Here is a 25122-nt window from a genome sequence, read left to right on the forward strand (position 1 = left end):
ATGGCCAACTACCTCCTCGCGGTGACCGGCCCGTCGGCCGGCGGGCCGCTGGCCGAGCTTGTGGAAGAGGCGAGGGCCAGCCGACCGACCGACGTGGGATCGGTGGCGCTCACGCACGGGTGGACGCTGACCTGGATCGCCCGCCGAGCCGGTCAGGAGCTCCACCCGGACGGCGTCTTCACCGGATTCGCCTACGACGACGAGTCGCGGGCCTTCTACTTCGGCAGCCGCGGGATCCGCCGCCGCGAGCAGCAGACGGACGCCGCGCCGGACCTGCCGGGCTGCTTCTTCAGCGCCCGGTGGACCGCCGACACGCTGGACGCCAGCAGTGACCTCTACCGCTCGATGCCGATGTTCCTCACCACCGAGCCCGGGCTCACCATCGTCTCGGACTCGCCCTACGTGCTGCTGAGGTTGCGTCGCCGCCTCGGGTTACCGATCACCCTGGATCCGGTGGTCGCCCAGTCCCTGCTCTGGCGCAACGCGATGGCCGCGCAGCTACTGGGCACCCGGACCCTCGTGCAGGAGATCCGCTACCTGCCGCCGGGGCAGCGCGTGCGCCTGGCCCTGCCCGGCGGTCGGAGCAGCGCCGACGTCGTCGTGCGCCCTCTGGCCGAGCACTTCGCCTGGCAGGGGAACAGCTACGCGCAGACCATCAGGACCGCTGCCACCCGGATCGCCTCGACCATCAAGACCGTCGCCGGGCTCGGGCCGGAGAAGGCGCGTCTCTCGCTGTCGGGAGGCAAGGACTCCCGGATCTGCCTGGCGGCGACGCTGCTCAGCCCCGAGGCGAGCGCGGCGGCCCGGTTCAGCTGCCTCAACACCCACCCGTCCCACCAGCGCGACGCCGAGGTCGTCGAGCGCCTGGCCGCCGAGTTCGGCTTCCACCTCGGCTCGCGGCTCCCGCCCGAGCAGCGGCGGGCCGAGATCTGGCACGTGGCGGACCCCCTGGGGCTGTGGAGGACCGACTGCTCCCTCGCCTACTACGCACTCAAGATGCAGTCGTTCGGCTCGCGGAGCAAGGGGAACTTCGCGATCACGGGCATCGGCTCGGAGCTGTACAAGGGCAACTACGGACTGCGCAGCCTCGCCAGCGTCGTCAGCTCGGTCCGCGAGCGCACGGACGCCGACGTGGCGTCCGCCGTGGAGGAGGTCGCCGCTGAGGCGCTCGAGACGGCCGGAATCCCACGGGACCGGCACCTGAGCGCCGAGTGGCACTACCTGGCCTTCCGCAACGCCCTGCACGGAGGGCGCTTCGTGCCGGTCAGCAAGTTCGGCATCCGGCCGCTGCAGCAGCGGGAGCTCGTCGGACTGAGCAAGCTCGTCCCCGCCGAGCAGCCGGAGGGCATGGAGGGGCCGCGGAGCATCACCGACGACCTGCTCGTGGTGCTGGGCCCCGAGCTCGCGGTGCGGCCCTTCGACGACCCGCGCAAGACCATGCCGCCGGAACGCGTGGAGCAGCGACTCGCGGTCCTCGGCGGACCCGTCACCGATGAGGACTGCGACGCCTACTCGGTGCTCGGCGACCCCCGCGACGTGCATGACGGCCCGGTCCCCACCCTGACGCTGTGGGCCGAGCTGCGGCACCCGCGGAGCCGCCTCGACCGGGAGTCGGCCACCGCCGCCCTCGACGAAGCCGCCCGCAGCATCGAGCAGTCGCCGCTGGCGACGTCCTGGTCGGACCTCCTGGCGGCCGGTCGGCAGTACCTGCTCGACCCCGCCGTCCGCCTCGACCAGGCCCAGGGCCTCGCCGGGCGGGCCATCAGCCTCGCCGAGGTGCTCGAGGTGGCCTCATGACAGCCGCCAGCCCAACCGCGGGGCGAGGTCGCGGCACAGCTGCTCGCTGACCGTCTCGCTGTGCAGATGGCTGATCGACTGCAGCACGCTCTGCCGCGGCCTCGTCACGGCAGCCGCCTGGCCCGCCGCGGCCAGCGCCGAGGCGTACGCATCGGGGTCGCCGAGCTCATCCACGGGCAGCAGGGACACGTGCTCCGGGGGCAGGCTGCCGAAGGTGGGTGTCGCGCTGGCGAGCACCGGCAACCCGAAACTGAGGAACAGCAGCGCAGCCCCGGAGTTCAGCGAGCGGGTGTAGGTCACCAGCCCCAGGTCGGCGGCCTTGAGGTAGATCTGCGCCCGCTCCCCCGCGATGCGGCGTGGCTCGATCAGCACGCGCGGGTGCAGGCCGCACTCACGGACGAACCCGGCGACCGTCGCGTCGTCGTCGGGCATCCCGGCGACGACCAACCGGTAACGGGTGCCGTCGCCCTTCTCGGACAGGCGCCGGAACGCCGCCATGGTCTCCAGCAGCCCCTTGTACCGCTTCAACGCCCCGAACACCACGAAGACGACCTCGTCGTCGGCGATGCCGAGCATCCCGCGGGCCTCGGCCCGGCTCACCAGGTCCGGGTAGGCGCCGACGTAGCTGGGATGGGGTGAGACCACGACGCGGGAGCTGTCCATGGACAGGACCCCCCGCATCGCCTCGACCGTCGCCTCCGACATGACGTGCACCGCGTCGCTGCGGTCGGCGATCCCCTGCTGGAGGCTCAGCTCCTCCTCGAGGTGCACGGCGTCGTGGGGGTACACGTTGTGCACAGTCCAGACTACCTTCCCGCCGTCGTCGCGGAACCGGTCGACGCGAGCCAGGAGCCCGTTGAGCATCCGGCTGGCGGTGTCCCTGTCGGCGACATTGGCCAGCACCCAGGACAACCAGTGGAAGTGGACGGTCCGGCTGCGCGCCAACGCCCGGAACCCGCCGACCACGCGGAAGTCGTGCCCTCGCAGGATCGGGGCCACCGCCACCCCCTGTTCACTGAAGGAGCGGTAGAGCATGGACTGGTAAGGGTTCACCCGCGCCACCGGCGTGTACCCGAGGAGGTCGGCGCCGTCACGCCCGGCCGGGACCGCCCGGAGGGCCTGGTGGATCTCGGCAACGGGGCTGGCGGCGTCGGGCTTGAAGCCGGTCAGATGCGCGTACACCTCAGGAACCTCGCTGCTCGGTGACGGTGCGGAAGTACTCCCTGTAGCGGGGACCGTTGTGCAGCCACTGGCGCTCCCGCAGGATCCAGTCCGCGGCGGCCCGGACGCGCCGCTCCCGTTCTGGCGCGTCGTCGAGGACGCGGGTGACCACGTGGGCCAGGTCCTCCAGGTCGCCCTCCGCGTAGGACCAGCCCCGTACCGGCGGGTCGGCGATCTCCACCAGGGCGGGCAGCGAGCTGACCACCACGGGGACGCCCATCGCCATCGCCTCGAACGGCTTGAGGGGGGTCACGTAGGTGGAGGCGCGCTCGCCGACCCGCGGGACGACGAAGACGTCGATGAGCGAGTAGTAGTCGGGGATGCGGTCGTGGTCCACCCGACCGGTGAAGTGCACGCGTTCGGCGACGCCCAGCTGGGTCGCCAGCTGCTCCAGCGACGCCCGGCGCGGCCCGTCACCGACCAGCACGCAATGCTCGGGCCGGCCTTCGGCGTGCAGGCGGGCGCACAGCTGGACCAGCGCCTCCTGGTTCTCACGGTAGTGGTCCATGTTCGAGACGTAGCCGAACGTCGGTACGCCGGCGATGCCGTGCTGACGCGCCAGGTCCTCGTCCCGGGGGCGGGGGCTGAAGCGGCTGACGTCGACCCCGTTCGGGACGACACCGACCTTCTCCTCCGGGAGCCCGCGAGCCACCAGCTCGGACCGCATCGCGTCGCCGATGGTCAGCACCAGGTCGGCCCGCTGCATGCACTGCAGTTCCAGGTGGCGACGGGCCTCGTAGAGCTCACCGCTCGCCTCGTAGCGGAGGTCCGCTGTCCAGTTCGCCTCGAAGAACGAGCGCACCTCGTAGACGACGGGAAGGTCCAGCTTGGCACCCACTGCCAATGCCACCAGCGCGGTCTCGTATCCCCGGCGCCCGGAGCTGGCGTGGATGACCGCGGGCCGGATCTTCCGCACCCGCTCCAGCGCGAGGTCTGCGAAGAGCTGCAGGTAGCGGTCCAGCGGGAGCGCCTTGGCGTCGGCCGGACCGACATCGAGGTGGTAGTGGCCGATTCCCTCGAAACGCATCTCCCGACGTGCCTGGTCGCCCACGACGTCACGCGGGAAACCGGGCTCGGTCACCACGACAGGCTCGAGGCCCGCTTCCCGCTCGGCGAGGAAGTTGTAGTGGCTGCGCGAGGTGAACCCGTTCGACAGGTAGGGACGGCTCTCCTTGGTCAGGTGCAAGACCCTGTGCGGCGAAGCGGGTCGCACCGGTTCGACCGGTCCACCGAGGTGTGGGAACTCTCCCGTCAGCTCACGGAGCCTGCCCTCGAGGGTCGCCAGCGAGTCGTAGGACTGCTTGCCGAGCTCTGCCAGCCGCAGGCTGGTCCGCAGGGCCGCGGTCACCTCACCCCGCTTGCCCTGGTGCTGTCGGGCGAGGGTGAGGAAGCGGGGGTCGTCGCGACCCTTGTCCCACCACAGCTCGGCCAAGCGCACCCCGGCGTCGTACTCCCCCGCCTCCAGCAGCTCCGTCAGCACCGTCACGGCCGTGTCGACGGACACCGCCGACAATGCGAGGTCGTCGAACGGTGTGCGGGCTGCCGACCCGTGCGCGGATGTCACGACCCCGACGCAGCCTTGTAGGAGGGGCGGAAGTCCGCGTTGAGCTTCCCGACGAGGGTGCGGACGGCCGCGTTGGCCTCCACCTCGAGCTGGCGGACCGCTGCCGACGAGACGGGGGCCGCCGCGAGCTCCACCTTGCGCAGCATGTCGGGGTCCTCGTTGGTGGACAGGAGGTGCTCCCGGCTCAGCCGGCGGTACAGGTTGCGGCTCTTCGTCGTCGACGACAGCACCACCGACGACACGCCATACATCGTGGCGACCACGGTGCCGTGGAACTTGTTGGAGACGAGGACGTCAAGGCCGCCCAGGTAGGAGCTCAGCTCCGCGGTGTCCTCCGACTCCAGGATCACCTGCCGATCGAAGGGAAACGCGCGCGCCACCTCGAGGTCGGTGGTCCTGGTCCGGCCGGTGCCGAGGACGATGTTGACGACGTCGTACCCGCGGTCGGCGTAGGTCTGGCAGACCTTCACGAGCGCGGCGGGATCCGAGCCGGCGCGGTGCGAGCGCAGGTTGATGCCGATCGTCGGTCGGTCGAACTTGACCGCCGGCGGCAGCAGCAGGTTGAAGGCGAGGTCGGCGTGGGCCTCGACCGGCACCTTGGGCGCCAGTTCCCGACGCACCCAGTGCGCGCTCTCCTGGTCCCGGACGCCGATGTGGCGGACGTTCTCATGCTGGAAGAAGTTCCGCAGCCGCTCCATGACGTCTGGGGCCTGGTGCTTGATCCAGGTCGGGACTCCGACGCCGCTGATGTAGATCGGCTTGGCCAGCCAGGCGCGGTTCCAGTACAGCGGCGAGATCTTGTTGGGGATGACGAGGTCTCCACCGCCGATGACGAGGGCGTCGAAGTCCTTGACCACCTCGACCGCGGGGCGGGAGAAATAGGGCTGGGAGAGCATGTCGTGCACCACCTCGACCTCGTGGTGGAGGCCGATGGTGGCCCGCCAGTTCTCGAGGAAGAGCTCATCGCCGTAGTTGCCCCAGCCGAAGAAGCCCACGAGGCCGATACGCGCCATATCCGTCCGTTCTGGAGTCGGGGGCGCCGCGTGCTGACCCGCGGCGCGTGTCCTGCCTGCTATCCGCCGCATGCTAGCGGCTCGGCAGATGCGCGGCCGGGACGCGGCTCAGACCGTGACGTGCGGCACCGGGTCGCCGAACAGCTCGAGCCGCGCCGCACGGCTGAGCAGGTCGTAGTCGCTGATCGGCCAGGTGTGGGTGTCGGCCGCGGTGTGGCGGATGGAGACGAAGCTGAACCGGTCGGCGGACCAGACCCGGCCCCCCTGGCGGCGCAGCGCCTCGAGGAAGGTGGTGTCGACCGCCCGGGGCACGTCGGCGAAGGGGACGTCGGCGAGCACCTCCCGCGGGGTCAGGAGCGTGCCGCCCTGCACGAACGGGCTCCAGGCCAGCTCCCGGTCCGCGAAGCGCAGCATGGTCGCCCGCGGACCGGTCAGGTGGACGTAGTGCGCGCCCTTGCCGACCGTCTCGGCCCCGGTCTGCCGGGCGTGCGCGACCAGGTCGGAGAGGTAGTGGGGCCCGTAGTGGTTGTCGTCGTCCATCTTCGCGACCAGGTCGCCGGCGGCGGCGGCGACGCCGAGGCGCAGGCAGGCACCGAGGGTGAGGGACGCGTCGGCGTGCCGGACGACGAGGTGCTCGACCCCGCGCTCGGCCCGCCAGCGCCGCAGGTCGCCCTCGTCGGGGGTGAACCCGTGCGTGACCAGCACCAGCTCGACCGAGGGGTGCCGCTGTGCGCCGATGGTGGCCAGCACGTGCTCGAGCTGGTGCGGACGCATGGTGGGCACCACGGCGCTGACCGACGGCGTGGCCCCGGCCTCCTGGGACCCACCCGTCCCGGCGCCCTGAGCCTGTCGGAGGGCCCGCCACTGCTGGTGCGCACGCCGGTCCCGCAGCAGCGGCTGGGCGGCGAGCGCCCGGGCTTCGGCGAGCAGGGACGTCCGGTCGCCCGCGGGTGCCTGGCCGAGCACGGCCCGGACGTCGGCGTCCGCGCTGACGACAGGCACCCGCCGACCGGCCAGGTCGAGCAGCGCGTCGGTGCCAGACGGTCCATCGGCCAGGTGCAGCAAGACGTCCACCCGCGTCCGACCGCCGGGACGCCAGTGCCGCAGCCGGATCGCAAGGGGCAGCTCACGCTCCAGCGCGCGGACCTCGTCGGGGTGCAGGCCCGTGTGGCCGAGGAGCGTCTGCCGACCCGTCGCCCCCGCGCCGGAGGTCAGCAGGCCCTGCAGCTGCGGCACGGCGGCCGCCCGGCGCGCCAGCCGGCGCAGCAGCAGCGCGTCGCGGGCGCCGCTCACACGGTCACCCTGTCGACCAGGATCCGGGCGATCCGCTCGCCGCTGTGGCCGTCCCACAGCGGTGGCACCGGCCAGGTGTCGGAACGCCCGGCCGCGAGCGCCGCACGCACTTCGGGCAGCAGGCTCGACCGGCTGACCAGCCGGTTGGTGCCGTGGCTGATGGTGACCGGCCGCTCGGTGGAGTCGCGGAGCGTCAGGCACGGCACGCCGAGCACCGTCGTCTCCTCCTGCACCCCGCCGGAGTCGGTGACCACCAGCGCGCAGCGGCGCACCAGGGCGAGGAACTCCCGGTAGCCCAGCGGCTCGGTGAGGTGCACCCGCGGGTGACGGGCCAGGAGGGGGGCGAGGTGCTGGCGGCTGCGCGGGTGCACCGGCAGCACCACGTCGACGTCGTCGGCGACGGCCTGGACACAGCGGGTGAGCTCGACGGCGTCCTCGTGGCGGTCGACGTTGCTGGGCCGGTGCAGGGTGGCGACGACGAACGGCTCGGGCAGGTCGTCCAGAGGCAGCGGGGTGGCCTCGACCTCGGGCAGCTGGTCGAGCAGGGTGTCGATCATCGGGTTGCCGACGAGGTGGATGTCGTCGTCGGCGATGCCCTCGGCGCGCAGGTTGTCCACCGCGTCGGCACTGGGGGCGAGCAGGGTGCCGGCGAGGCGGTCGACCACCAGCCGGTTGACCTCCTCCGGCATGGCCCGGTCGAAGCTGCGCAGCCCGGCCTCGACGTGGGCCACCGGGATGTGCAGCTTCACCGCGGCGAGGGTGGCGGCCAGGGTGGAGTTGACGTCGCCGTAGACCACCACGACGTCGGGCTCGTGCTCCATCAGCACGGCCTCCATCTTCACCAGCACGGCCGCGGTCTGGGCGCCGTGCTGCCCTGCGCCCACCGCCAGGTTGAGGTCGGGCGGCGGCATGCCGAGCTGGCGGAAGAAGATGCCCGACAGGGAGTCGTCATAGTGCTGCCCGGTGTGCACGACGAGCTGCTCGACCGGGTGCTCCTGCAGCGCCCGCAGCACCGGCGCCAGCTTCGGGAAGTTGGGTCGAGCTCCCGCGACGTGCAGCAGCAGCGGGGCCATGGAGTCCCTTCGTCGTGGTGGAGCACTACGGTAGCGCCCGACCGCTCGTCGCATCGGCGTCGGCGAGCCGACGGGAGGACGGCGGTGCTGGGGTTCCGACGGTGGCCGTCCCGGCCGCGATTGAAGCACGGTGCCGATCACCCCCTCAACAGCGACGCGCCCCGGCGACCACACCTGGTCCTGGCCCTCAGCATCGTGGCCCGCCACCTCGGGCAGGGGTGGGCGAAAGCGGTGCACAGCGGTTGGCGGCTGCTGCCCCGCCGGCCGCGTGCGGTGCTGCTCCGGCTGCTGACCGGGCGTCTCCCGGTGGTGGCGGCGCTCGGCCTGCACGCGACGGGTCAGCGCGACCGTGCCCGAGCGCAGCTGCGCCGAGGTCACCGGGGCCGCGCCGTCGAGGCGGCCACGGCCTGCGGTGAGCTGGAGCTGGCCCGGGAGCTGGTGTCCGCCGGCGCCGTGCCGCCGGTCACCGAGGCCCGGTTGCTGCGCGCCGAGGGACACCTGGAGCAGGCGCTGGCGGTGGCGCGGCGGGGCGGACCGGGGACGCCTGCGTTGGTCGCCGAGCTCACCGGCGAGCTGGGTGCCCTGAGTCCCGACCGCCGGCTGGGCACGGCCCGGACCCCAGGTCCGCCGTGGCCGCGGCCCGGTGGGTCGGCAGCGCCGCTGCGGGTGCTGCACCTGGTGAGCAACGCCCTGCCGGAGGTGCAGGCGGGCTACACCCTGCGGACGGCCGGCATCGTCGCGGCGCAGCGCGAGCTCGGGCTGCAGCCGCACGTGGTGACCCGCCTCGGCTTCCCGGTCGACACCGGCCGGGTGCTGGCCGCCGACCGGGTCGAGATCGGCGGCGTCCCGCACCACCGGCTGCTGCCCGGGGTGCTGCCGCGCCGGCACGACGAGGCGCTGCAGCGGGCCGCCGACGAGCTGGCCGCGCTGGTCGACGAGCTGCGTCCCGACCTGCTGCACGCCCACAGCAAGCACGACAACGCCCAGGTGGCGCTCGCGGTGGGGGCCCGTCGCGGGCTGCCGGTGGTCTACGAGGTGCGCGGGATGCTCGAGGAGACCTGGCGCAGCCGCGGTGGTGATCCGGCCAGCGATCTGTACCGGCTGTCGCGGGAGGCCGAGACCTGGTGCATGCGCTCGGCCGCGCGGGTGCTCACCCTCGGCCCGGCGATGGCCGCGGAGATCACCGGCCGCGGTGTCCCCACCGAGCGGGTCGTCGTCACGCCCAACGCGGTGGACCGCTCCTTCCTCACCGGAGCCGACGGCGGTGCCGTGCGCGCCCGGCTCGGGATCGGCGCCGACGAGGTGGTCGTCGGCGTGGTCGGCACCCTCAACGACTACGAGGGCCTGGACGTCCTGGTGCGCGCCGCGGCCGCCGCCGGGGTGCGGCTGCTGGTGGTCGGCGACGGACCCGCCCGGTCGGAGCTGCAGCAGCTGGCCGCCGCGACCGGTGCCCGGGCCCTGCTGCCGGGACGGGTGCCGCACGCGGACGTCCCCGCGCACCTGGCCGCGCTCGACCTGTTCGCGGTGCCGCGGCGGCCCACGCCCGTGACCTCGCTGGTCTCGCCGCTCAAGCCGGTGGAGGCGATGGCCGCCGGGTTGCCGCTGCTGGTCAGCGACCTGCCGCCGCTGACCGAGCTGCTCGAGGGCGACGCCCACGGGTGGTCGGCCCCGGCCGGCGACGTCGACGGCTGGACCGCCGTCCTGACCCGTCTCACCGCCGACCGCGACGAGCTGCGCCGGCGCGGCCGGGCCGCCGCCAGCTGGATCGAGCACTCCCGCACCTGGGACCACCTCGCCCACCAGCACGCCACCCTCTACACCGAGGTCGTCGCCGAGGCCGCCCGCTGACCCGGGTCGAACGCCCCTGAGCCCGTCGAAGGAGCGCGGACCGCACCCGCACACCTGCCCCCCAGCGCCCTGAGCCTGTCGAAGGGCGATCCGCCCGGTGGCCGGACGCGCTCAGCGGCCCAGTGGTCCAGCTGTTCCAGCGCCCGCAGAACTTGCCGTCGCCGAACCACCGCCCGATACGGTGAGCCGGTCGGGCGGGCAGCGCCCGAGAATCAGCGGGCGCCGGCTCCGCTCTCGAAACCTGAGGAGGACCGATGCGCCCCCGCATCATGACCGTCTACGGCACCCGTCCCGAGGCCATCAAGGTGGCCCCGCTGGTCAAGGCGCTGAGGGCCAGCGACCAGTTCGAGTCGGTGACCGTGGTGACCGGCCAGCACCGCGAGATGCTCGACCAGGTCAACGAGATCTTCGACATCGTCCCCGACCACGACCTCGACGTCTTCGCCCACGGCCAGACGCTCAACGCCCTGATGGCCAAGGTGTTCGAGCGCCTCGACCCGGTGCTGGTCGAGGAGCAGCCGGACGCCGTGCTGGTGCAGGGCGACACCTCGACCGTCGCCGCGGCTTCGCTGGCGGCGTTCTACCGCCAGATCCCCGTGGTGCACCTGGAGGCCGGTCTGCGCAGCGGCGACATCAGCTCCCCCTTCCCCGAGGAGGCCAACCGCAAGGTCACCTCGCAGGTCACCGCCCTGCACCTGGCCCCGACCGAGACGTCGCGCGACAACCTCGTCCGCGAGGCGGTCGACCCGGCGACGGTCGTCGTCACCGGCAACACGGTGATCGACGCCCTGCTGCACACCGTCGGGCAGAAGCTGCCCTTCACCGACGAGCGGCTGCAGCAGGCCGAGGACGCCGGCCGCCCGGTGCTGCTGGTGACGACGCACCGTCGCGAGAACTGGGGCGGCGCGATGGAGGGTGTGGGACGGGCCCTGCGGACGCTGGCCGAGCGCTACCCCGACCACCTGGTCGTGCTGCCGGCCCACCGCAACCCGATCGTGCGCGAGGCCGTGCTGCCGCACCTGCAGGGTCTGGAGAACGTGCTGGTCACCGAACCGCTGGCCTACGGCGAGTTCACCCGGCTGCTGGCGCTGGCCACCATCGTGCTGACCGACTCCGGCGGCGTGCAGGAGGAGGCGCCGTCGCTGGGAAAGCCGGTGCTGGTGATGCGGGAGAACACCGAGCGTCCCGAGGCGGTGGAGGCCGGCACGGTGAAGCTGATCGGCGCCGACGAGCAGCGCATCGTCACCGAGGTCAGCCGGCTGGTCGACGACCCCGAGCACTACGCCACCATGTCGAACGCGGTGAACCCCTACGGCGACGGCCGCGCGATCGAGCGCTGCCTGGCCGCCCTGGCCCACCACTTCGGCATCGGTGAGCGGCTTCCCGACTTCGTCGGCCGCTGAACGCAGGACGGCCCGCCGCCCCTCGCGGGGTGGCGGGCCGGTCGGCGTCGGGCAGCCGGTCAGGCGCTGGCCCTCCTGGCCCCGAGGTCTTCGTAGATCTCGCTGATGCCGCGCGCCAGCACGTCCCAGCGCCGGTGCTGCACCACCCAGTCGCGGGCCTGGCTGGAGAGACGTCCACGCAGTTCCGCGTCGTCGAGCAGGGTGCGCAGCTTCGACGTCAGTGACACCACGTCGCCCTTGGTGAACAGCATCCCGTTGCTGCCGTCCTCGACGATCTCCGCGAGCGCGGCGACGTCCGAGGCGACCACCACCTTGCCCATGGCCATCGCCTCGAACGGCTTGAGCGGGGAGACCATCTCGCACACCGGCAGCGGGAGCCGGGGCAGTGGGCAGAGATCGATGACCGAGTAGTAGCTCTCGACCTCGTCGTGCGGCACGCGGCCAGCGAACTGCACCACCCCGCCAAGCCGCGCCTTGTCGACCTGGTCACGCAGACGCGCCGAGTCCGGGCCGTCGCCGACCACCAGGACCGCGAAGTCGTCCCGTTCCCGCTGGAGCTCGGCTGCCGCCTGCACCAGCAGGTCGAGACCCTCGTACTCGAGGAGCGACCCTACGTAGCCGATGACGACCTTGCCTTCGAGCCCGAGACGGCGGGCCAGTGCCTCGTCGCGCGGCACCGGGAGGAACCGCTCGGTGTCCACCCCGTTCGGCACCACGTCGATCTTCTCCGCCGGGATCCCGCGCCGCACCATCTCGTCCTTGAGCGCGTTGGTGATGGCCATGACGCGGGTGGCGCCGGCGGCCGCGTCGAGCTCGAGGCGGGAGGTCAGCTTGAACTTGTCCCCTTCGCTCCAGAAGGGGTCGCGGGAGACCCGCGTGATCTCCCACAGCCCGCGCACCTCGTAGATGCTGGGGATGCCGAGCCGCCGGCCGGTGACCACCGCAGCCAAGCCGTTGCGGTAGTTGGTGGCCGCGTGCAGGACGGCGGGCCGTCGGTCGTCGGCCAGCCGCTCCAGGGCGGAGCTGTAGCGCTCGATGTAGGCGCTGACGGGGTGCTTGGGCTCACGGTCAGGCGTCGTGGTCAGCCTGCGGTAGGTGACGCCGTCGACCTGGTCGACCGCGGGGATCTCCGACTCCGGCTTGCGACCCGCCATGTCGAAGGGGTAGCCGAGCCGGGTCACCCCCTCGACGTCCCAGCCAGCACGCCGGAGTGCCGACAGGACACCGTGGGTGCGGGCGGCGTACCCGGCCGAGTGGTACGGCAGTGAGGCGTGCACGTTGTAGAAGATGCGCTCCGGTCGCTTGGTGTAGGGCGCCGGCCGGCGACCGGTCGGAAACTGGAACCCCTTCTCGAGGATGCGCTGGCCCTCCTCGTCGCTGACCTCCGTCTCGAGCAGCTTCCGCTTGGCCCAGGCGTCATCGGGACGCGCGCGACGGTAGTGGCGCAGCAGGGTCTGCGCGCGACCGTTCTGCCCCTTCCGGAGCGCCTTGCGCAGTGCCAGCCGGACCGAGAAGACGGGGATCAGGTCGTTGGGCACTCCCTCGAGGGCTATCCCGGCCTTGTTGATGCCTCCGCGCGCCAGCAGGACGAAGACCTGCGCCATGGTGAACGTGCCGGTCTCGGCGTCTGTCGCGAGGCGTGGCCACTCCTCCTGCGGTGCGCCGTTCAGACGCAGGGCGAGCTTGACCACCGGGTCCTGACTGCTCGCCAGCGCAGCGAGGCCCTTCTGATGGTCCGACTGGATGAACAGCGACAACGCGTCACGGTGGATCTCCGTACGCCCCGGGACAGCCGCCGCCAAGCGGTCCAACGCCTGCTTCATGTCCACCCGGCCGGACTTCGCGCCCTTCCGGTCGGCCATGTTCTGCAGGAGCTCGAGGGATTCGGTGCGGGTGGGATCCAGCTCGACCGCGTTCTTGAAGGCCTCCAGGGCGACGTCCGGGCGCCGGGTCTGCAGCATCCGCGAGCCGTAGACGTGCCACGTCGTCGCATCGTGCCCGTGCTGCAGCAGCGCCCGGCGAAGCACCTCCAACGACGCCTCCCGCTTGCCCGCCTTCCACAGCCGGGTGGCCTCCCGGCGCGCCTGCTTGTTCGGGTCCTTGACCAGCTGGGTGACCGCGGCCCGGTTCCGGGAGGCGGACCGGAGCGCCCGGGAGGCGATCCGCCGCAGGCGTCTCGTCACCGTGGGACCGCCGGGCGCGGCAGTGGGACGGGGGGACTTCTCGGTCACGTCTGGGGCCTCCGGGCAGATGTCTCGTCGCTGGCGAGCAGCGCGCTCACGCTATCCAGCCCGGCGCGGCCGTGCCAGCGACCACGCCAGCCAGCGGGCTCAAGGACGGTGACGCCAGGCGCCCCGGGTGTCGATCCGCCGCTGCGGGAGCTGGAGGTCAGGACGAAGGAAGTCGTCGTGGTCGACCAGCAGGACGGCGAGGTCCGCCTGGGCCAGCGCGTCGTCCAGCGCGGCCAGCCGCACGTTCGCGCGCTGCGCGAGCTCCGGCGGCAGCGCCTCGACGTGCGGCTCCACCACGAGCAGCGTCGCGTCCGCGTGCTCATCGGCCAGCTGGCCCACGATCCGGCGGGCCGGGGACTCGCGGAGGTCGTCGATGTTGGCCTTGAACGCCAGTCCGAGCAGGGCGATGGTCGGCGCCTCCACGTCGGCGACGGCCTCCCGCACCTTGCCGATCACCCACTCCGGCTTGCCGTCGTTGACCTCGCGCGCCGTCCGGATGACTCGGGCGTCCTCGGGTGCGGCGTCGACGATGAACCACGGGTCGACGGCGATGCAGTGGCCGCCGACACCGGGGCCGGGCTGCAGGATGTTCACCCTCGGGTGGTGGTTGGCGAGCTCGATGAGTTCCCAGACGTCGATGCCCAGACGGTCGCTGATCAGCGACAGCTCGTTCGCGAAGGCGATGTTGACGTCGCGGAACGAGTTCTCGACCAGCTTGGCCATCTCGGCCGTGGTCGAGTCGGTGAGCAGGATCTCACCCTGGCAGAAGATCTGGTAGAGGTCCCGGGCGCGCTCCGCCGCCTCGGGCGTGAGGCCGCCCACGATGCGGTCGTTGGTGACCAGTTCGATCATCACCCGTCCCGGCAGCACGCGCTCGGGGCAGTGGGCGATGTGGAGCAGCGGGCGTCCGTCGCTGCCGTCGAGGCTGAGATCGGGCCGGGCCGCGAGGATCCACTCAGCCATCGCCTTGGTGGCGCCGGGCGGGGAGGTCGACTCGAGGATGACGAGCTCACCACCGCTCAGCACCGGGGCGACGGCCTCCGCCGCGGCCCGGACGTAGCTGAGGTCGGGAGCGTTGCCCTCGAGGAACGGTGTCGGCACCGCGATGATGTAGGCGTCGGCCGGGGGTGGGGTGTCGGTCGCGACCAGGTAGCCCTGCTTCACCGCACCGGCGACGTAGGTGGCCAGGTCGGGCTCTACGAACGGGACGTCTCCCCGGTTGACCGCGTTCACAGTGGTGGCGTTGACGTCCACGCCGGTCACGTTGACGTGGTCCGAGGCCAGGATGGCTGCGGTCGGCAGACCGATGTAGCCCAGACCGACGACGGCGACGTGCTTGAACTGCAACGTGCGCTCCTCCTCAAATGGCGTGCGGTGGCGCTCTGCACCGTGCTGCACGGCTGCTCTGGCCCGCGGGTGTTGGAGTGCGGGGTGCCACCCCCTCGGCAACGCGCACAGATCGCACGGCACCTTAGCAGCAGCTCACCTCGGGCGGAGGGCTACTGCGCAACTAGCGCTTTGGGGGTCTGCGGCGCGGACGGGCTCCAGGCCGCCGGCCCCACCCGTCCCTCTGATCGCGGTCGCGCGCCGGTAGGCCGCCGCCGCCTACACTGCTGCCCGCACCGCCCCCCGGAGAGGATGCACCTTGCACGACGACGAACGGCGCGACGAGGTCGAGCTCGAGCGCCTGCTCCTGGCCGAGTTCGTGCGCGATCCCCAGGCTCTGCGGCGGAAGTACCAGGGTCTGCTGGAGCGTGACAAGCAGCACCGCGCCCGGCTCGAGGCGCTGGAGGAGCAGCTGGCGGCGGCCGAGGACCGCGCGCGGAAGCTGAAGAAGAAGCGGGCTTCGCTGGAGCAGGAGAACAGCCAGGCTGCTGCCCAGCTCGAGGTGTTCAGGTCCGAGTTCGGCTGGCTGGAGACGCAGCTGGACGCGCTGCGGAGCTCCCGGGCCGTCCGGCTGGCCCGCGCGCTGCGCCGGCTCAGGCGATCACTGCGGAGGTTGCGGAAGCGGCTAACCGGTCGCTCCTCGGCCGGTAGCCGGCCCGGGACGAGGAAGGCGTCGGGGGCGTCGACCGGACGCCGGTCCGGCAGCGGCCGCCGTGCGGAGGGCGCACCCGAGGTCCGGGACGCCTCACCGCGCCGTGCGAGCGAGAAGTCGCTGGAGGAGCTGTTCGCCCTGTTCCACGCCGGGCCGAGCCCCGCCCGTCTCGGTGACGTGCTGAACCGGGCCTGGTACCAGCACGGGATGCTCGCTGAGCCCGCCGAACTGGTCGAGCAGCACCCGGAGCTGGTGGCCGAGCTCGCCCCGCGGGCGGGCGCCCTGGCTCGGCGGGTCCTCGGGGCGCGGCGTCTGGCCGGGTCGACCTTCCCGCTGCCCGCCCGGGGTGGCGGGCCCGCCTACGTGCCCGAGGTGGGGCGGGTCATGTACTGCGCACACTCGACGCCGGTGTTCGAGTCCAACGGCTACGCCATGCGGACCCGTGGGATCGCGTCGGGGCTCGCGGCCGCCGGCACAGACGTCGTCGTGGTCGGCCGTTCCGGCTACCCCTGGGACGCGAAGTCCCAGGTGGAGAAGCCGGCGCTGCGCCGCCACGTGGAGAACCTCGACGGCGTCGACTACGTGCACCTGCCCGGCCACTCGCTGGCGACCACGCCACTCGACCACTACATCCAGGAGTGCGCCGACGCCTTCGTCCGCGAGGCCCGGCTGCAACGACCTAGCATCATCCACGCCGCCTCGAACTACCAGCTCGGGCTGGCCGCGCTGACGGCAGCCCGCCGGCTCGGGCTCCCTTTCGTCTACGAGGTCCGCGGGCTGTGGGAGTACACCGAAGCGGTCGGGAAGCCCGACTGGAAGGACACCGAGCGGTTCGCGCTCCACGTGGAGCTCGAGACGCTGGTGGCGCGAGAGGCCGATCGCGTCCTCGCCATCACCGCGCAGACCCGGGACGAGCTGATCCGCCGTGGCGTGGCTGCGGAGAAGATCCACCTCGCGGAGAACTGCGTCGACCCGCGGGCTTTCCTCCCGCTCCCGCAGGATGGAGCCTTCGCCACCTCCCACGACATCGACCTCGGTGTCCCGGTCATCGGCTACGCCGGCAGCATGGTGCCCTACGAGGGTCTGCACCTGCTGCTCCAGGCAGCCGCCTCGCTCCGCGGGCGCGGCGCCCGGTTCCAGGTCGTCCTGGCGGGCTCCGGCTCCGCGGAGGAGGAGCTGCGAGAGCTCGCGGAGGAGCTGGATCTCGGGGAGACCGTCACCTTCCTCGGTCGACTCCCCGCCGAGGAGATGCCGCGGCTGATGAGCGTGCTGGACGTCGTGGTGTGCCCGCGTCTGTCCGTCGCGGTGACCGAGCTCGTCGCCCCGCTGAAGCCGCTGGAGGCGATGAGTGCGGGCAAGGCCGTCGTGCTGTCGGACCTGGCGCCCCACCGTGACATCGCCGGCGGCGCCGGGGACCGCGCCGTCCTGTTCGAGGCCGGGAACGCCGACGCGCTGGCCGACGTCCTGGCCGACCTCGTCGATCAGCCCGAGACCCGCGCCGACCTGGGGCGGACGGCCCGGTTGTGGTGCGTCGACGAGCGCAGCTGGTCCGACCTCGCCACGACCTTGCAGCACCACCACCAGCAGGTGCTCGCGGCACCGACGACCTCCGACCTCCCGTCGGTGGGCTCGTTGCGGGTCGGGCTGGTGGCCGACGAGTTCACCACGGCGACGCTGAGGGGCACGGTCGACGTCGTGCCACTCGACCGGGGAGCCTGGCGCGAGCAGCTTGCCGGCCTCGATCTGGTGTTCATCGAGTCGGCGTGGAACGGCAACGGCGGGCAGTGGCACCGCGGGGTGGGCTACTACTCGCCCGAGGAGCACCGCGATCTGGCCGAGCTGCTGGAGCAGGCCCGCCGCGACGAGATCCCGTCGATCTTCTGGAACAAGGAGGACCCGGTCCACTTCAACCGGTTCGTGCGCACCGCTGCGATGTGCGACCACGTGTTCACCACCGATGCCGACCGGGTCGTGCCCTACCTGGAGGCGAGCCAGGCTGTCGGTGTCGTCCGCACGGCGTCCTCGCTACCCTTCTACGCCCAACCGGCCATCCACAACCCGCTGCCGTCCTCCCGGCCCTTCGAGACGACCGTCGCCTACGCCGGGACGTACTACGGCGACCGCTACCCGGAGCGCTCGAAGCAGCTGGTGAAGCTGCTCGAGGCGGCCGAGCCCATTGGGCTGGCCATCTACGACCGGCAGGCGGCGATCCCCGACTCGCCGTACCACTTCCCGGCCGACCTGCGGCCGGCGGTGCGGGGCGCGCTGCCCTACGACGAGGTCCTCGACTCCTACAAATCCCACCTCGCCAACCTCAACGTCAACTCGGTCACGGGCTCTCCGTCGATGTTCTCCCGGCGCGTCGTGGAGGTCGCGGCCAGTGGTGGCGTCGTCCTGTCCGGCCCGGGTCGCGGCATCACGGAGACCTTCGGGACCGCGATCGCCAGCGGCGATGACTCCGCCTTCGCCCGCGCCCACCTCCGCCACTGGGCAGAGTCCCCGATCGCGCGGCAGCGCGAGGCATGGCTGCAGATGCGGGCCGTGCTGAGGGCACACACCGTGGAGACGGCGATGATCATCCTCGCCCGCACGGCGGGCATCGCTGTCGAGGGCCGGAGCCTGCCCGCCTACGGGGTGCTGCTGCCCGAGGCCCGCAGCGACCTCGTCGCGTCACTGACCGCCCAGTCGGTTCCTCCTGCGGAGGTCTGGGCCGGCACATTGTCGGAGCAAGACGCCGCCCGCCTGACTGCCCGCGGGGTTCGCGTGCACGTTGCAGCCACCCTCTCCGACGCCGACCCGGGCACGGCCTTCCTGGCGGAGGTCCGGGAACCCGTCGACCGGACCTACTTCGAGGACCTGCTCCTCGCCACCGAGTTCGGCGACTGGGACCGCATCGTCGACCTCCCCGACCACGACGTCACGCACGGCGAGCCGCTCGCCGAGCCTGTCGCCGAACCGCCCTCGGGCCGGGGTCTGGTCGCCCGGAGCCTGCTGGGCGGGACCAGCGACCTGGCCGCCGCGCTCCACGCGCCCGCCGAGCGCGGCTTGCTGCTGCGGCGACCGGGCGCCGCTCACCCGGCGCCCACCGCTTCCGCCGACCAGACGTCGGAACCCTCCCACGCCTCCGCGCGGTCGGCCCTGAAGGTCGTCGTCGCCGGCCACGACCTCAAGTTCGCCGCGGCTCTGCTGGGACGGCTCGAGGAGGACGGGGCGGAGCTGCGGATCGACCAGTGGCAGTCCCACACCGTTCACGACCCCGAGCAGTCCGAGGCACTCCTCAGCGGCGCCGACGTCGTCTTCTGCGAGTGGGGTCTGGGCAACGCGGTCTGGTACTCCCAGCACGTCGGCAGCGACCAGCGGCTGGTGGTGCGGGTGCACTCCCAGGAGCTGCGGACACCTCACCTCAGGGCTATCGACCACGACAGGGTCGACGCCTACATCTTCGTCGGCGAGCTGGTGCTCGAGGCGGCGGTCCGCAGCCACGGCCTGCCGCGCGAGAAGTGCCACGTCGTGCCGAACGCCGTCGACTGCGCCGCGCTCGCGCTCGAGAAGCACCCGGACGCGACCCACACGATCGGGCTGGTGGGCATCGTCCCGGCCTCGAAGCGTCTCGACCTCGCCCTCGACGTCCTCGAGGGGCTGCTTGCCGACGGCTCCGACTACCGGCTCCGGCTCAAGGGCAAGCGTCCGGAGGACTACCCCTGGATGCGCAACCGCCCGCAGGAGATGGCGTACTACGACCGCCAGCTCGAGCGGATCGAGCGTATCAACGCCGCGCACCCTTCGGCCGTCCTGCTCGACGGGCACGGACCGGACATGGCGAACTGGTACCGCCACATCGGCGTCGCGCTCTCGGTCAGCGACTTCGAGTCCTTCCACCTGACGATCGCCGACGGCGCCGCCTCGGGCGCGATGCCGGCGCTGCTGGCCTGGCCCGGCTCGGACCTGATCTACCCCCGCCAGTGGATCTCCCCGACGGTGCCGGCGCTCGTCGAGCGGATCCGCAGCGCGCCGCGGGATCCGCGGGCGTGGCAGGCGGTGGCCCAGGAGCGGTTCGCGGCGGACCGGGTGCTCGACGACCTGGCGGCGCGGGTGACGGGCGGACAGCACCAGAGGTGAGCACCACGAACCTGCGGGTCTTCGTGTACGGCGGCTGCGTCTCCCGCGACACCTTCACCCACCTGGACGGCGAGAACGAGCTGCTGGGCTACGTAGCCCGGCAGTCGTTGATGAGCATCGACCGGCCCGCCGAGGGCGTCCGGGAGAAGCTGCACATGCCGACGTCCGCCTTCCAGCAGCGGATGATCGAGGGCGACATCGCCGGAAACGCCCTCGAGCGCATCGAAGCCGTGGGCGACGCGATCGACGTGCTCGTCTTCGACGTCCTCGCCGAGCGGGTGGGTGTCCTGGAAGCTGGTCATGGCGTCGTCACCAAGCTTCCGGAACTCATGCAGGCAGGGGGTGCTGAGGCCACTCGCGGCGCTCGGTTCGTCAGGTTCGGGTCCGACGAGCACCATGCGCAGTGGTCGGTGGCGGCGAGGCGGTTCAGGGACCGCCTCCACGCCCGCGGCCTGCTGGAGAAGTCGCTGCTGCTCAAGACGCCGTGGGCGACCGAGCTCGCCGAGGGTGGCGAGGTGCCGGTCCCCTCCTGGATGACGCACCCTCACGAGGCGAACAGGGCCTACGCGCGCTACTTCGACCGCCTTCGAGAGCTCGGCTTCTCGGTCCTCGACCTGCCGGACCACCTGACGAGGTCGACTGCCAGTCACCGGTGGGGGCCGAGCCCTTTCCACTACTTCGACGACGCCTACCGCTACTTCGCCGCACAAGTCGCCGCCTTCGGGCGCCGTGCGCCGCAGCTTCGAACCGCGGCGGCTCCAGATCCCTCCGGTCCGAGCACTGGCGCCGGTGTAGCGACATCCTCGGCCGCTGAGACACTGACCCTGGTGGTCACAGCGACGGTGTCAACATCGGCGGTGACGGCCTCAGTCTCGGTCGGGGATTTCACACACTTCGCAGCGCGCCTGTTCCGGAGCGGCAGCCAGGTCGGCGAGGCGCCATACACACGATCACGAACGATCACCTTCGACGCGCTACCACCGGGCCGCTACCGCGTTCGGGTCTTCGGGCGCAAAGACGGCGGGCCGCCCACCGCCACGACGACAGCGTGGGTCACCGTCGACTGACTACGCACCGACGAAATCTGATGGTTCGCTGAGAAACTCGCTAGTGCGGCAGACGCTTGCTTAGGGTGCCTGGCAGATTGATCAACGCAGCGACACGCCGAAGCAAGGCAGGGGGAGGGAGCGTCGTGCCGGACCGACCACTGCTGCTGGAACGCGTGACCGACCTCGAGCCGCCGTTCCGGGCCCTGGTGGTCACGGTCGTCCACGACCCCCGCGATGCCCGCATCTGGTTCCGTCAGATCCGCGCGCTGCTGCAGGCCGGCTGGCAGGTCACCTACGCGGCCCCGTTCACCGAGAAGGCCCAGGTGTCGACCGCCGGGCTCTCCCCCGCCGAGCGCGACCGGCTGCGGCTGGTCGACCTCCCGCGCGCCTACCAGCGCGTCCGGATCCGTGCCGACCTGCGCGCGCGTGCGGTGATGCGCCGCCACGCCCCCGGCCACGACGTCGTCCTGGTGCACGACCCCGAGCTGCTGCTCGCCACCGCCGGCATGGACGTCCCGGGTCTGGTGTGGGACGTCCACGAGGACCCGGCGGGCGCGTTCGCGACCAAGGACTGGATCCCGCGGCAGCTCCGCGGGATGGTCTCCCGCGAGTGGCGGCGGATGGAGTCCGTGGTCGAGGACCGGCACCCGCTGATCCTGGCCGAGTGGGCCTACCGCGACCGGTTCGAGCACCCGCACCCGGTGGTGCCGAACGCGGTCAACGTGCCCGACACCCGGGAACCGAACGGCACCGACCGGGTGGTCTGCCTCGGTTCGGTCACCCGGGCCCGTGGCGGGCACATGCTGGCCGAGATCGGGCAGCGGCTGCACGACGAGACCGAGGGCGCCACCACCCTGGAGGTGATCGGGCCCTGCCACGACCACGGCATCCGCTCCGACCTCGAGCGGGCCCAGGAGGCCGGCCACCTCGTCTGGCGCGGGTTCATGCCGAGCAACGAGGCGCTCGCCCGCCTGCGGGGTGCGCTGGCCGGTCTGGTGCTGCTGCACGACTCCCCCAACTACCGGGTGAGCATGCCGACCAAGCTGATGGAGTACTGCGCCCACGGCGTCCCGGTGATCACCACACCGCTGGCGCTGGCGGCCAAGCAGGTCCGCACCCACCGCACCGGTGTGGTGGTGCCCTACGACGACGCCGAGACCACCGTGGACGCCATCGTCGGTCTGGCCGAGGCACCGGAGGTGGTCGACGAGATGGCCGCCAACGGCTACGAGCTCGCCCGCCGCGAGTACGACTGGCAGCGCTGGGCGCCGACCTTCGTCGAGCTGATGGAGGAGCACGCCCGGGCCCGTCGGGGCCAGGACGTCCGCGCCCTCGCGAGCGCCGCCGCGTCCTGAACTGCGCCGCCGCCCGGGGCAGCTTGAAAGGCGACGCCCCACCCGGAGCAGCCAGGTGGGGCGTCGGCGCCGACAACACGACGACGGCGTCGGCGGGGCTGGAGCTCCGAGGGTACAACTGCGGTACCCGATCTCGACACCCTGGTCCGACCCTCCCCGCTGGCGCGCCTGGCTAGCCTCGACCGCGTCACCCCGACGCGCCAGGAGGCATCATCAGCACCACCGTGCCCGCCCGTCCCGCTGCCCGTCCCCGCCGCTCCCGGGGTGGTCGGGTGCTGCTCGTCCTGGTGCTGCTGCTCGGCGTCGTCGGGGTCGTCTTCGCCGGACTGGTCGGTCTGCCGCGGATCGACCGGCCGTCCCCGGTCGACGCCGTCCTGGTGCTCGGACCGTCCGACGACCGGCTGGAGGACGCCGAGGAGCTGATGGCCGAGCAGGACGGCGCCGCCCTGGTGGTCAGCCTGCCCGAACCCTTCGACGAGTCGCCGGCAACCGTGGACTTCTGCGAGGCCGACCACGACCACCCGGTGCACTGCATCCACCCCGAGCCCTCCACCACCCAGGGCGAGGCGCAGGCGTTCGCCGCGCTGGCCGCCGAGGAGGGCTGGGAGTCGGTCGGAGTCCTCACCCACCGCTCCCACCTCACCCGCGCCGGCATCCTCGTCGGTCGCTGCTTCGACGGCGAGATCCAGCAGTGGCGCACCACCGAGGACTACGGCACCCGGATGTGGATCTACCGGCTGGTCTACGAGGCCGGGGCCTGGGTGAAGATGGGCCTCACCCCGGGGTGTGAGGACGAGCTCGGGTGGTGGCCCGACTACGTGCCGGGGCCGTGACTCCGCGAGGACGTCAGACTGCGGTGTAGCCGCCGTCGACCAGGTGGTAGCTGCCAGTGATGAAGCTGGCCTCGTCGGAGAGCAGGAAGCGCACCAGCGGCGCGACCTCGTCGGCCTCCCCCAGCCGGCCCAGCGGGTGCTTGCCCCGCAGCGCCTCCAGAGCGCCCTCGGGCAGGTTCTCCAGCAGCGGCGTGCGGATGTAGCCCGGGCCCACGGCGTTCACCCGGACGCCCTGCTGGCCGTACTCGGCGGCGGCGTTCTTGGTCAGCCCCACCACGCCGTGCTTGGTGGCGGTGTAGGCGCCGTTGCCGGGTGCGGCCACCGAGCCGTGGATGGAGGCCATGTTGACGATCGAGCCGCCACCGGCCTGCAGCATCGCCGGGATCTGCGCCCGCATCCCGTACAGCACGCCGTTGAGGTTGATCTCGATGACCCTGCGCCAGTCGTCGAGGTCGACCTCGCCCGCCGGCGCCTGGCGTCCACCGATGCCGGCGTTGTTGACGGCCAGGTGCAGCGCGCCGTGCTCCTGCACCGCCTGCCGGACCACCTGCTCGGCGGCCCCGGCGTCGGTGGTGTCGTAGGTCGCCGCGGACGCCTTCCCGCCGGCGGAGCGGATCTCCTCGGCCACCCGCTCGGCCGCGTCGGTGGCGATGTCGGTGACGAGCACGGTCGCGCCGTGCCGGGCCAGGTCGAGGCTGACCGCCCGCCCGATCCCCGATCCGCCGCCGGTGACCAGGGCGACCTTCTCCTCGAGCTGTGCCATGGTGCTGCTCCCTCTTGAGACGGTGTCGCGTTCCTCCGTGCACTACCCGGAGGCCCGCGCCCCGTCACATGATCCGGGCCCCGGATCACGCCTGCTCACACGTCGAGGGCCAGCAGCGCGTTCTCCACCAGCTCGGTCATCGCCGGGTGGATCCAGTACTGCCCGCGCGCCATCTCCGCGGCCGGCAGCCCGAACGACATCGCCTGGATCAGCGGCTGGATCAGCACCGAGGCCTCCGGCCCCATGATGTGCGCGCCGAGGATCCTCCCCGTCCCCCGCTCGGCCACGATCTTGGCGAAGTGCTCGTCGTCCTCCATCGCCCAGCCGTAGGCGATCGAGCCGTAGTCCTGCTTGGCCACGGTGATGTCGTAGCCGGCCGCCCGCGCCTGGTGCTCGGTCAGCCCGACCGCGGCGACCTGCGGCTCGGAGAACACCGCGTACGGCACGAACCGGTGGTCGCTGCTGCGCGGCTGCTCCGGGTGCAGGAGGTTGTGCTTGACGACCTTCGCCTCGTGGTTGGCCACGTGCTTGAGCTGCCACGGGTTGCAGACGTCGCCGAGGGCCCAGATGTGCTCGGCGGTGGTGCGCTGGTGCGGGTCGACCACCACGTAGCCCTCCCGGTCGGTCTCGACCCCGGCGGCCGGCAGGTTGAGCGTGTCGCCGTTGGGACGCCGCCCGGTCGCGAAGAGCACCACGTCGGCCCGGTGCTCCGAGCCGTCGCTGGCCAGCACCCGCGCCGTGCCGTCGCCCTCGGTGGCAATCTCGGTGGGCACCACCCCGGTGAGCAGCCGGACCCGGCGCGCCATCGAGCGGGTGAACGCCTCGGAGATCTCGGCGTCCTGCTCGCGCAGCATCCCCTGCGAGCGCACCATGATCGTCACGTCGCTGCCGAAGGAGGCGAAGACGTGGGCGAACTCCGAGGCCACGTAGCCGCCGCCGACGATGACCACCCGGCCCGGCAGGTCGTCGGTGCGCATCACCGTGTCCGACGTGTGGGCCCAGGCCGGACGCTCGTCGCGGCGCTCGTCCCACCACTGCGGGTCGACGCCGGCCACCGGCGGCACGACCGCCCGGCTGCCGGCGGCGATGACGAACCGGTCCGCGCTGAACTCCTCCCCGCCCGCGGCGAAGGTGTGCGGCCCGGTGAAGTGGCCCTTGGCCCGGTACAGGGTGACGTTGGGCGCCTGCGCCCGCCAGTCCTCCCCGCCCTCGGAGATGGCGTCGATGCGGGTGAAGATGCGGTCGCGGATGCCCGGCCAGTCGACCTTGTCACGGGTCAGCTGGACGCCGAGGCGCGCCGAGCGCTCCGGCGCGGAGGCCAGGTCGGCGGGGTGGACGAACATCTTGGTCGGGATGCAGCCGACGTTGAGGCAGGTGCCGCCGAAGATCCCCTTCTCCACCAGCGCGACCGACTGGTCGTCCAGCTGCTCGTCGATGAGGGAGTTGCCCGAACCGGACCCGATGATGCACAGATCGAAGTGACGCACGCCGACATGCTGCCACCCCGGACCCAGTCCCCGCT

General features: G+C 72.2%; 16 protein-coding genes. 7 read left to right on the forward strand and 9 right to left on the reverse strand.

The annotated features are described in order from the left end of the window. Nucleotides 1–1797, forward strand: a complete 1797-nt coding sequence (locus DT076_RS12375) for a hypothetical protein (protein ID WP_147264141.1) — start codon at nucleotides 1–3, stop codon at nucleotides 1795–1797. On the opposite strand, the gene DT076_RS12380 is transcribed toward DT076_RS12375, so the two are convergent. The 5 genes from DT076_RS12380 to wecB (DT076_RS12400) all read right to left on the reverse strand — a co-directional run bounded on the left by DT076_RS12380 (nucleotide 1792) and on the right by wecB (DT076_RS12400) (nucleotide 7961). Further along, a complete protein-coding gene (locus DT076_RS12380; protein WP_114126990.1) occupies nucleotides 1792–2979 on the reverse strand; it encodes a glycosyltransferase in 1188 nt (395 codons plus the stop codon). The genes DT076_RS12375 and DT076_RS12380 overlap by 6 nt on opposite strands. 1 nt (nucleotide 2980) lies before the next feature. Continuing rightward, nucleotides 2981–4522 (reverse strand): glycosyltransferase family 4 protein, encoded by a 1542-nt coding sequence (locus DT076_RS12385; protein ID WP_158548119.1) that lies wholly within the window; start codon nucleotides 4520–4522, stop codon nucleotides 2981–2983. Nucleotides 4523–4578: 56 nt separating this feature from the next. Beyond that, on the reverse strand, nucleotides 4579–5595 hold the full coding sequence (locus DT076_RS12390) for a polysaccharide pyruvyl transferase family protein (protein WP_158548120.1): 1017 nt from the start codon (nucleotides 5593–5595) through the stop codon (nucleotides 4579–4581). A gap of 108 nt (nucleotides 5596–5703) precedes the next feature. After that, the gene (locus DT076_RS12395; protein ID WP_114126993.1) at nucleotides 5704–6888 is read right to left on the reverse strand and encodes a glycosyltransferase family 2 protein; all 1185 of its coding nucleotides are present in this window, start codon (nucleotides 6886–6888) and stop codon (nucleotides 5704–5706) included. After that, complete coding sequence (gene wecB / locus DT076_RS12400; RefSeq protein WP_114126994.1) at nucleotides 6885–7961, reverse strand: non-hydrolyzing UDP-N-acetylglucosamine 2-epimerase; 1077 nt, start codon at nucleotides 7959–7961, stop codon at nucleotides 6885–6887. Before wecB (DT076_RS12400) ends, DT076_RS12395 begins: the two co-directional genes overlap by 4 nt. A 231-nt stretch (nucleotides 7962–8192) precedes the next feature. Between wecB (DT076_RS12400) and DT076_RS12405 the strand changes: the two genes are divergently transcribed. Both DT076_RS12405 and wecB (DT076_RS12410) read left to right on the forward strand, forming a co-directional pair. After that, nucleotides 8193–9809 (forward strand): glycosyltransferase family 4 protein, encoded by a 1617-nt coding sequence (locus DT076_RS12405; protein ID WP_114126995.1) that lies wholly within the window; start codon nucleotides 8193–8195, stop codon nucleotides 9807–9809. Nucleotides 9810–10063: 254 nt separating this feature from the next. Continuing rightward, nucleotides 10064–11212 carry a non-hydrolyzing UDP-N-acetylglucosamine 2-epimerase gene (gene wecB / locus DT076_RS12410; protein ID WP_114126996.1) on the forward strand — a complete coding sequence of 383 codons (1149 nt, stop codon included), beginning with the start codon at nucleotides 10064–10066 and terminating at the stop codon, nucleotides 11210–11212. A gap of 59 nt (nucleotides 11213–11271) precedes the next feature. On the opposite strand, the gene DT076_RS12415 is transcribed toward wecB (DT076_RS12410), so the two are convergent. Both DT076_RS12415 and wecC read right to left on the reverse strand, forming a co-directional pair. Then, nucleotides 11272–13395, reverse strand: a complete 2124-nt coding sequence (locus DT076_RS12415) for a glycosyltransferase family 4 protein (RefSeq protein ID WP_114126997.1) — start codon at nucleotides 13393–13395, stop codon at nucleotides 11272–11274. A 147-nt stretch (nucleotides 13396–13542) separates the two neighbouring features. Then, on the reverse strand, nucleotides 13543–14790 hold the full coding sequence (gene wecC / locus DT076_RS12420) for a UDP-N-acetyl-D-mannosamine dehydrogenase (protein ID WP_114126998.1): 1248 nt from the start codon (nucleotides 14788–14790) through the stop codon (nucleotides 13543–13545). Nucleotides 14791–15088: 298 nt separating this feature from the next. Between wecC and DT076_RS12425 the strand changes: the two genes are divergently transcribed. The 4 genes from DT076_RS12425 to DT076_RS12440 all read left to right on the forward strand — a co-directional run bounded on the left by DT076_RS12425 (nucleotide 15089) and on the right by DT076_RS12440 (nucleotide 22837). Next, nucleotides 15089–19600, forward strand: a complete 4512-nt coding sequence (locus DT076_RS12425) for a glycosyltransferase (protein WP_114126999.1) — start codon at nucleotides 15089–15091, stop codon at nucleotides 19598–19600. Further along, nucleotides 19597–20667: a DUF6270 domain-containing protein gene (locus DT076_RS12430; RefSeq protein WP_114127000.1), complete on the forward strand. Its 1071-nt coding sequence runs from the start codon at nucleotides 19597–19599 to the stop codon at nucleotides 20665–20667. The genes DT076_RS12425 and DT076_RS12430 overlap by 4 nt, the downstream gene beginning before the upstream one ends. Nucleotides 20668–20792: 125 nt before the next feature. After that, nucleotides 20793–22004 (forward strand): glycosyltransferase family 4 protein, encoded by a 1212-nt coding sequence (locus DT076_RS12435; protein WP_114127001.1) that lies wholly within the window; start codon nucleotides 20793–20795, stop codon nucleotides 22002–22004. Nucleotides 22005–22276: 272 nt separating this feature from the next. Then, a complete protein-coding gene (locus tag DT076_RS12440) occupies nucleotides 22277–22837 on the forward strand; it encodes an ElyC/SanA/YdcF family protein (protein WP_158548121.1) in 561 nt (186 codons plus the stop codon). A gap of 13 nt (nucleotides 22838–22850) precedes the next feature. Here the strand turns inward: DT076_RS12440 and DT076_RS12445 are convergent, their stop codons facing one another. Beyond that, nucleotides 22851–23600 (reverse strand): SDR family NAD(P)-dependent oxidoreductase, encoded by a 750-nt coding sequence (locus DT076_RS12445; RefSeq protein ID WP_114127003.1) that lies wholly within the window; start codon nucleotides 23598–23600, stop codon nucleotides 22851–22853. Between the two features lie 95 nt (nucleotides 23601–23695). Then, complete coding sequence (locus DT076_RS12450; protein ID WP_114127004.1) at nucleotides 23696–25087, reverse strand: mycothione reductase; 1392 nt, start codon at nucleotides 25085–25087, stop codon at nucleotides 23696–23698. Nucleotides 25088–25122: the final 35 nt, after the last annotated feature.

This window comes from Desertihabitans brevis, from assembly GCF_003327535.1.
Lineage (GTDB): Bacteria > Actinomycetota > Actinomycetes > Propionibacteriales > Propionibacteriaceae > Desertihabitans > Desertihabitans brevis.

Excerpts from the sequence above, each read along its gene's own strand:
- DT076_RS12375 (WP_147264141.1), top strand. The coding sequence starts at position 1 with ATGGCCAACTACCTCCTCGCGGTGACCGGCCCGTCGGCCGGCGGGCCG.
- DT076_RS12390 (WP_158548120.1), bottom strand. The coding sequence starts at position 5,595 with ATGGCGCGTATCGGCCTCGTGGGCTTCTTCGGCTGGGGCAACTACGGC.
- wecB (WP_114126994.1), bottom strand. The coding sequence starts at position 7,961 with ATGGCCCCGCTGCTGCTGCACGTCGCGGGAGCTCGACCCAACTTCCCG.
- wecB (WP_114126996.1), top strand. The coding sequence starts at position 10,064 with ATGCGCCCCCGCATCATGACCGTCTACGGCACCCGTCCCGAGGCCATC.
- DT076_RS12445 (WP_114127003.1), bottom strand. The coding sequence starts at position 23,600 with ATGGCACAGCTCGAGGAGAAGGTCGCCCTGGTCACCGGCGGCGGATCG.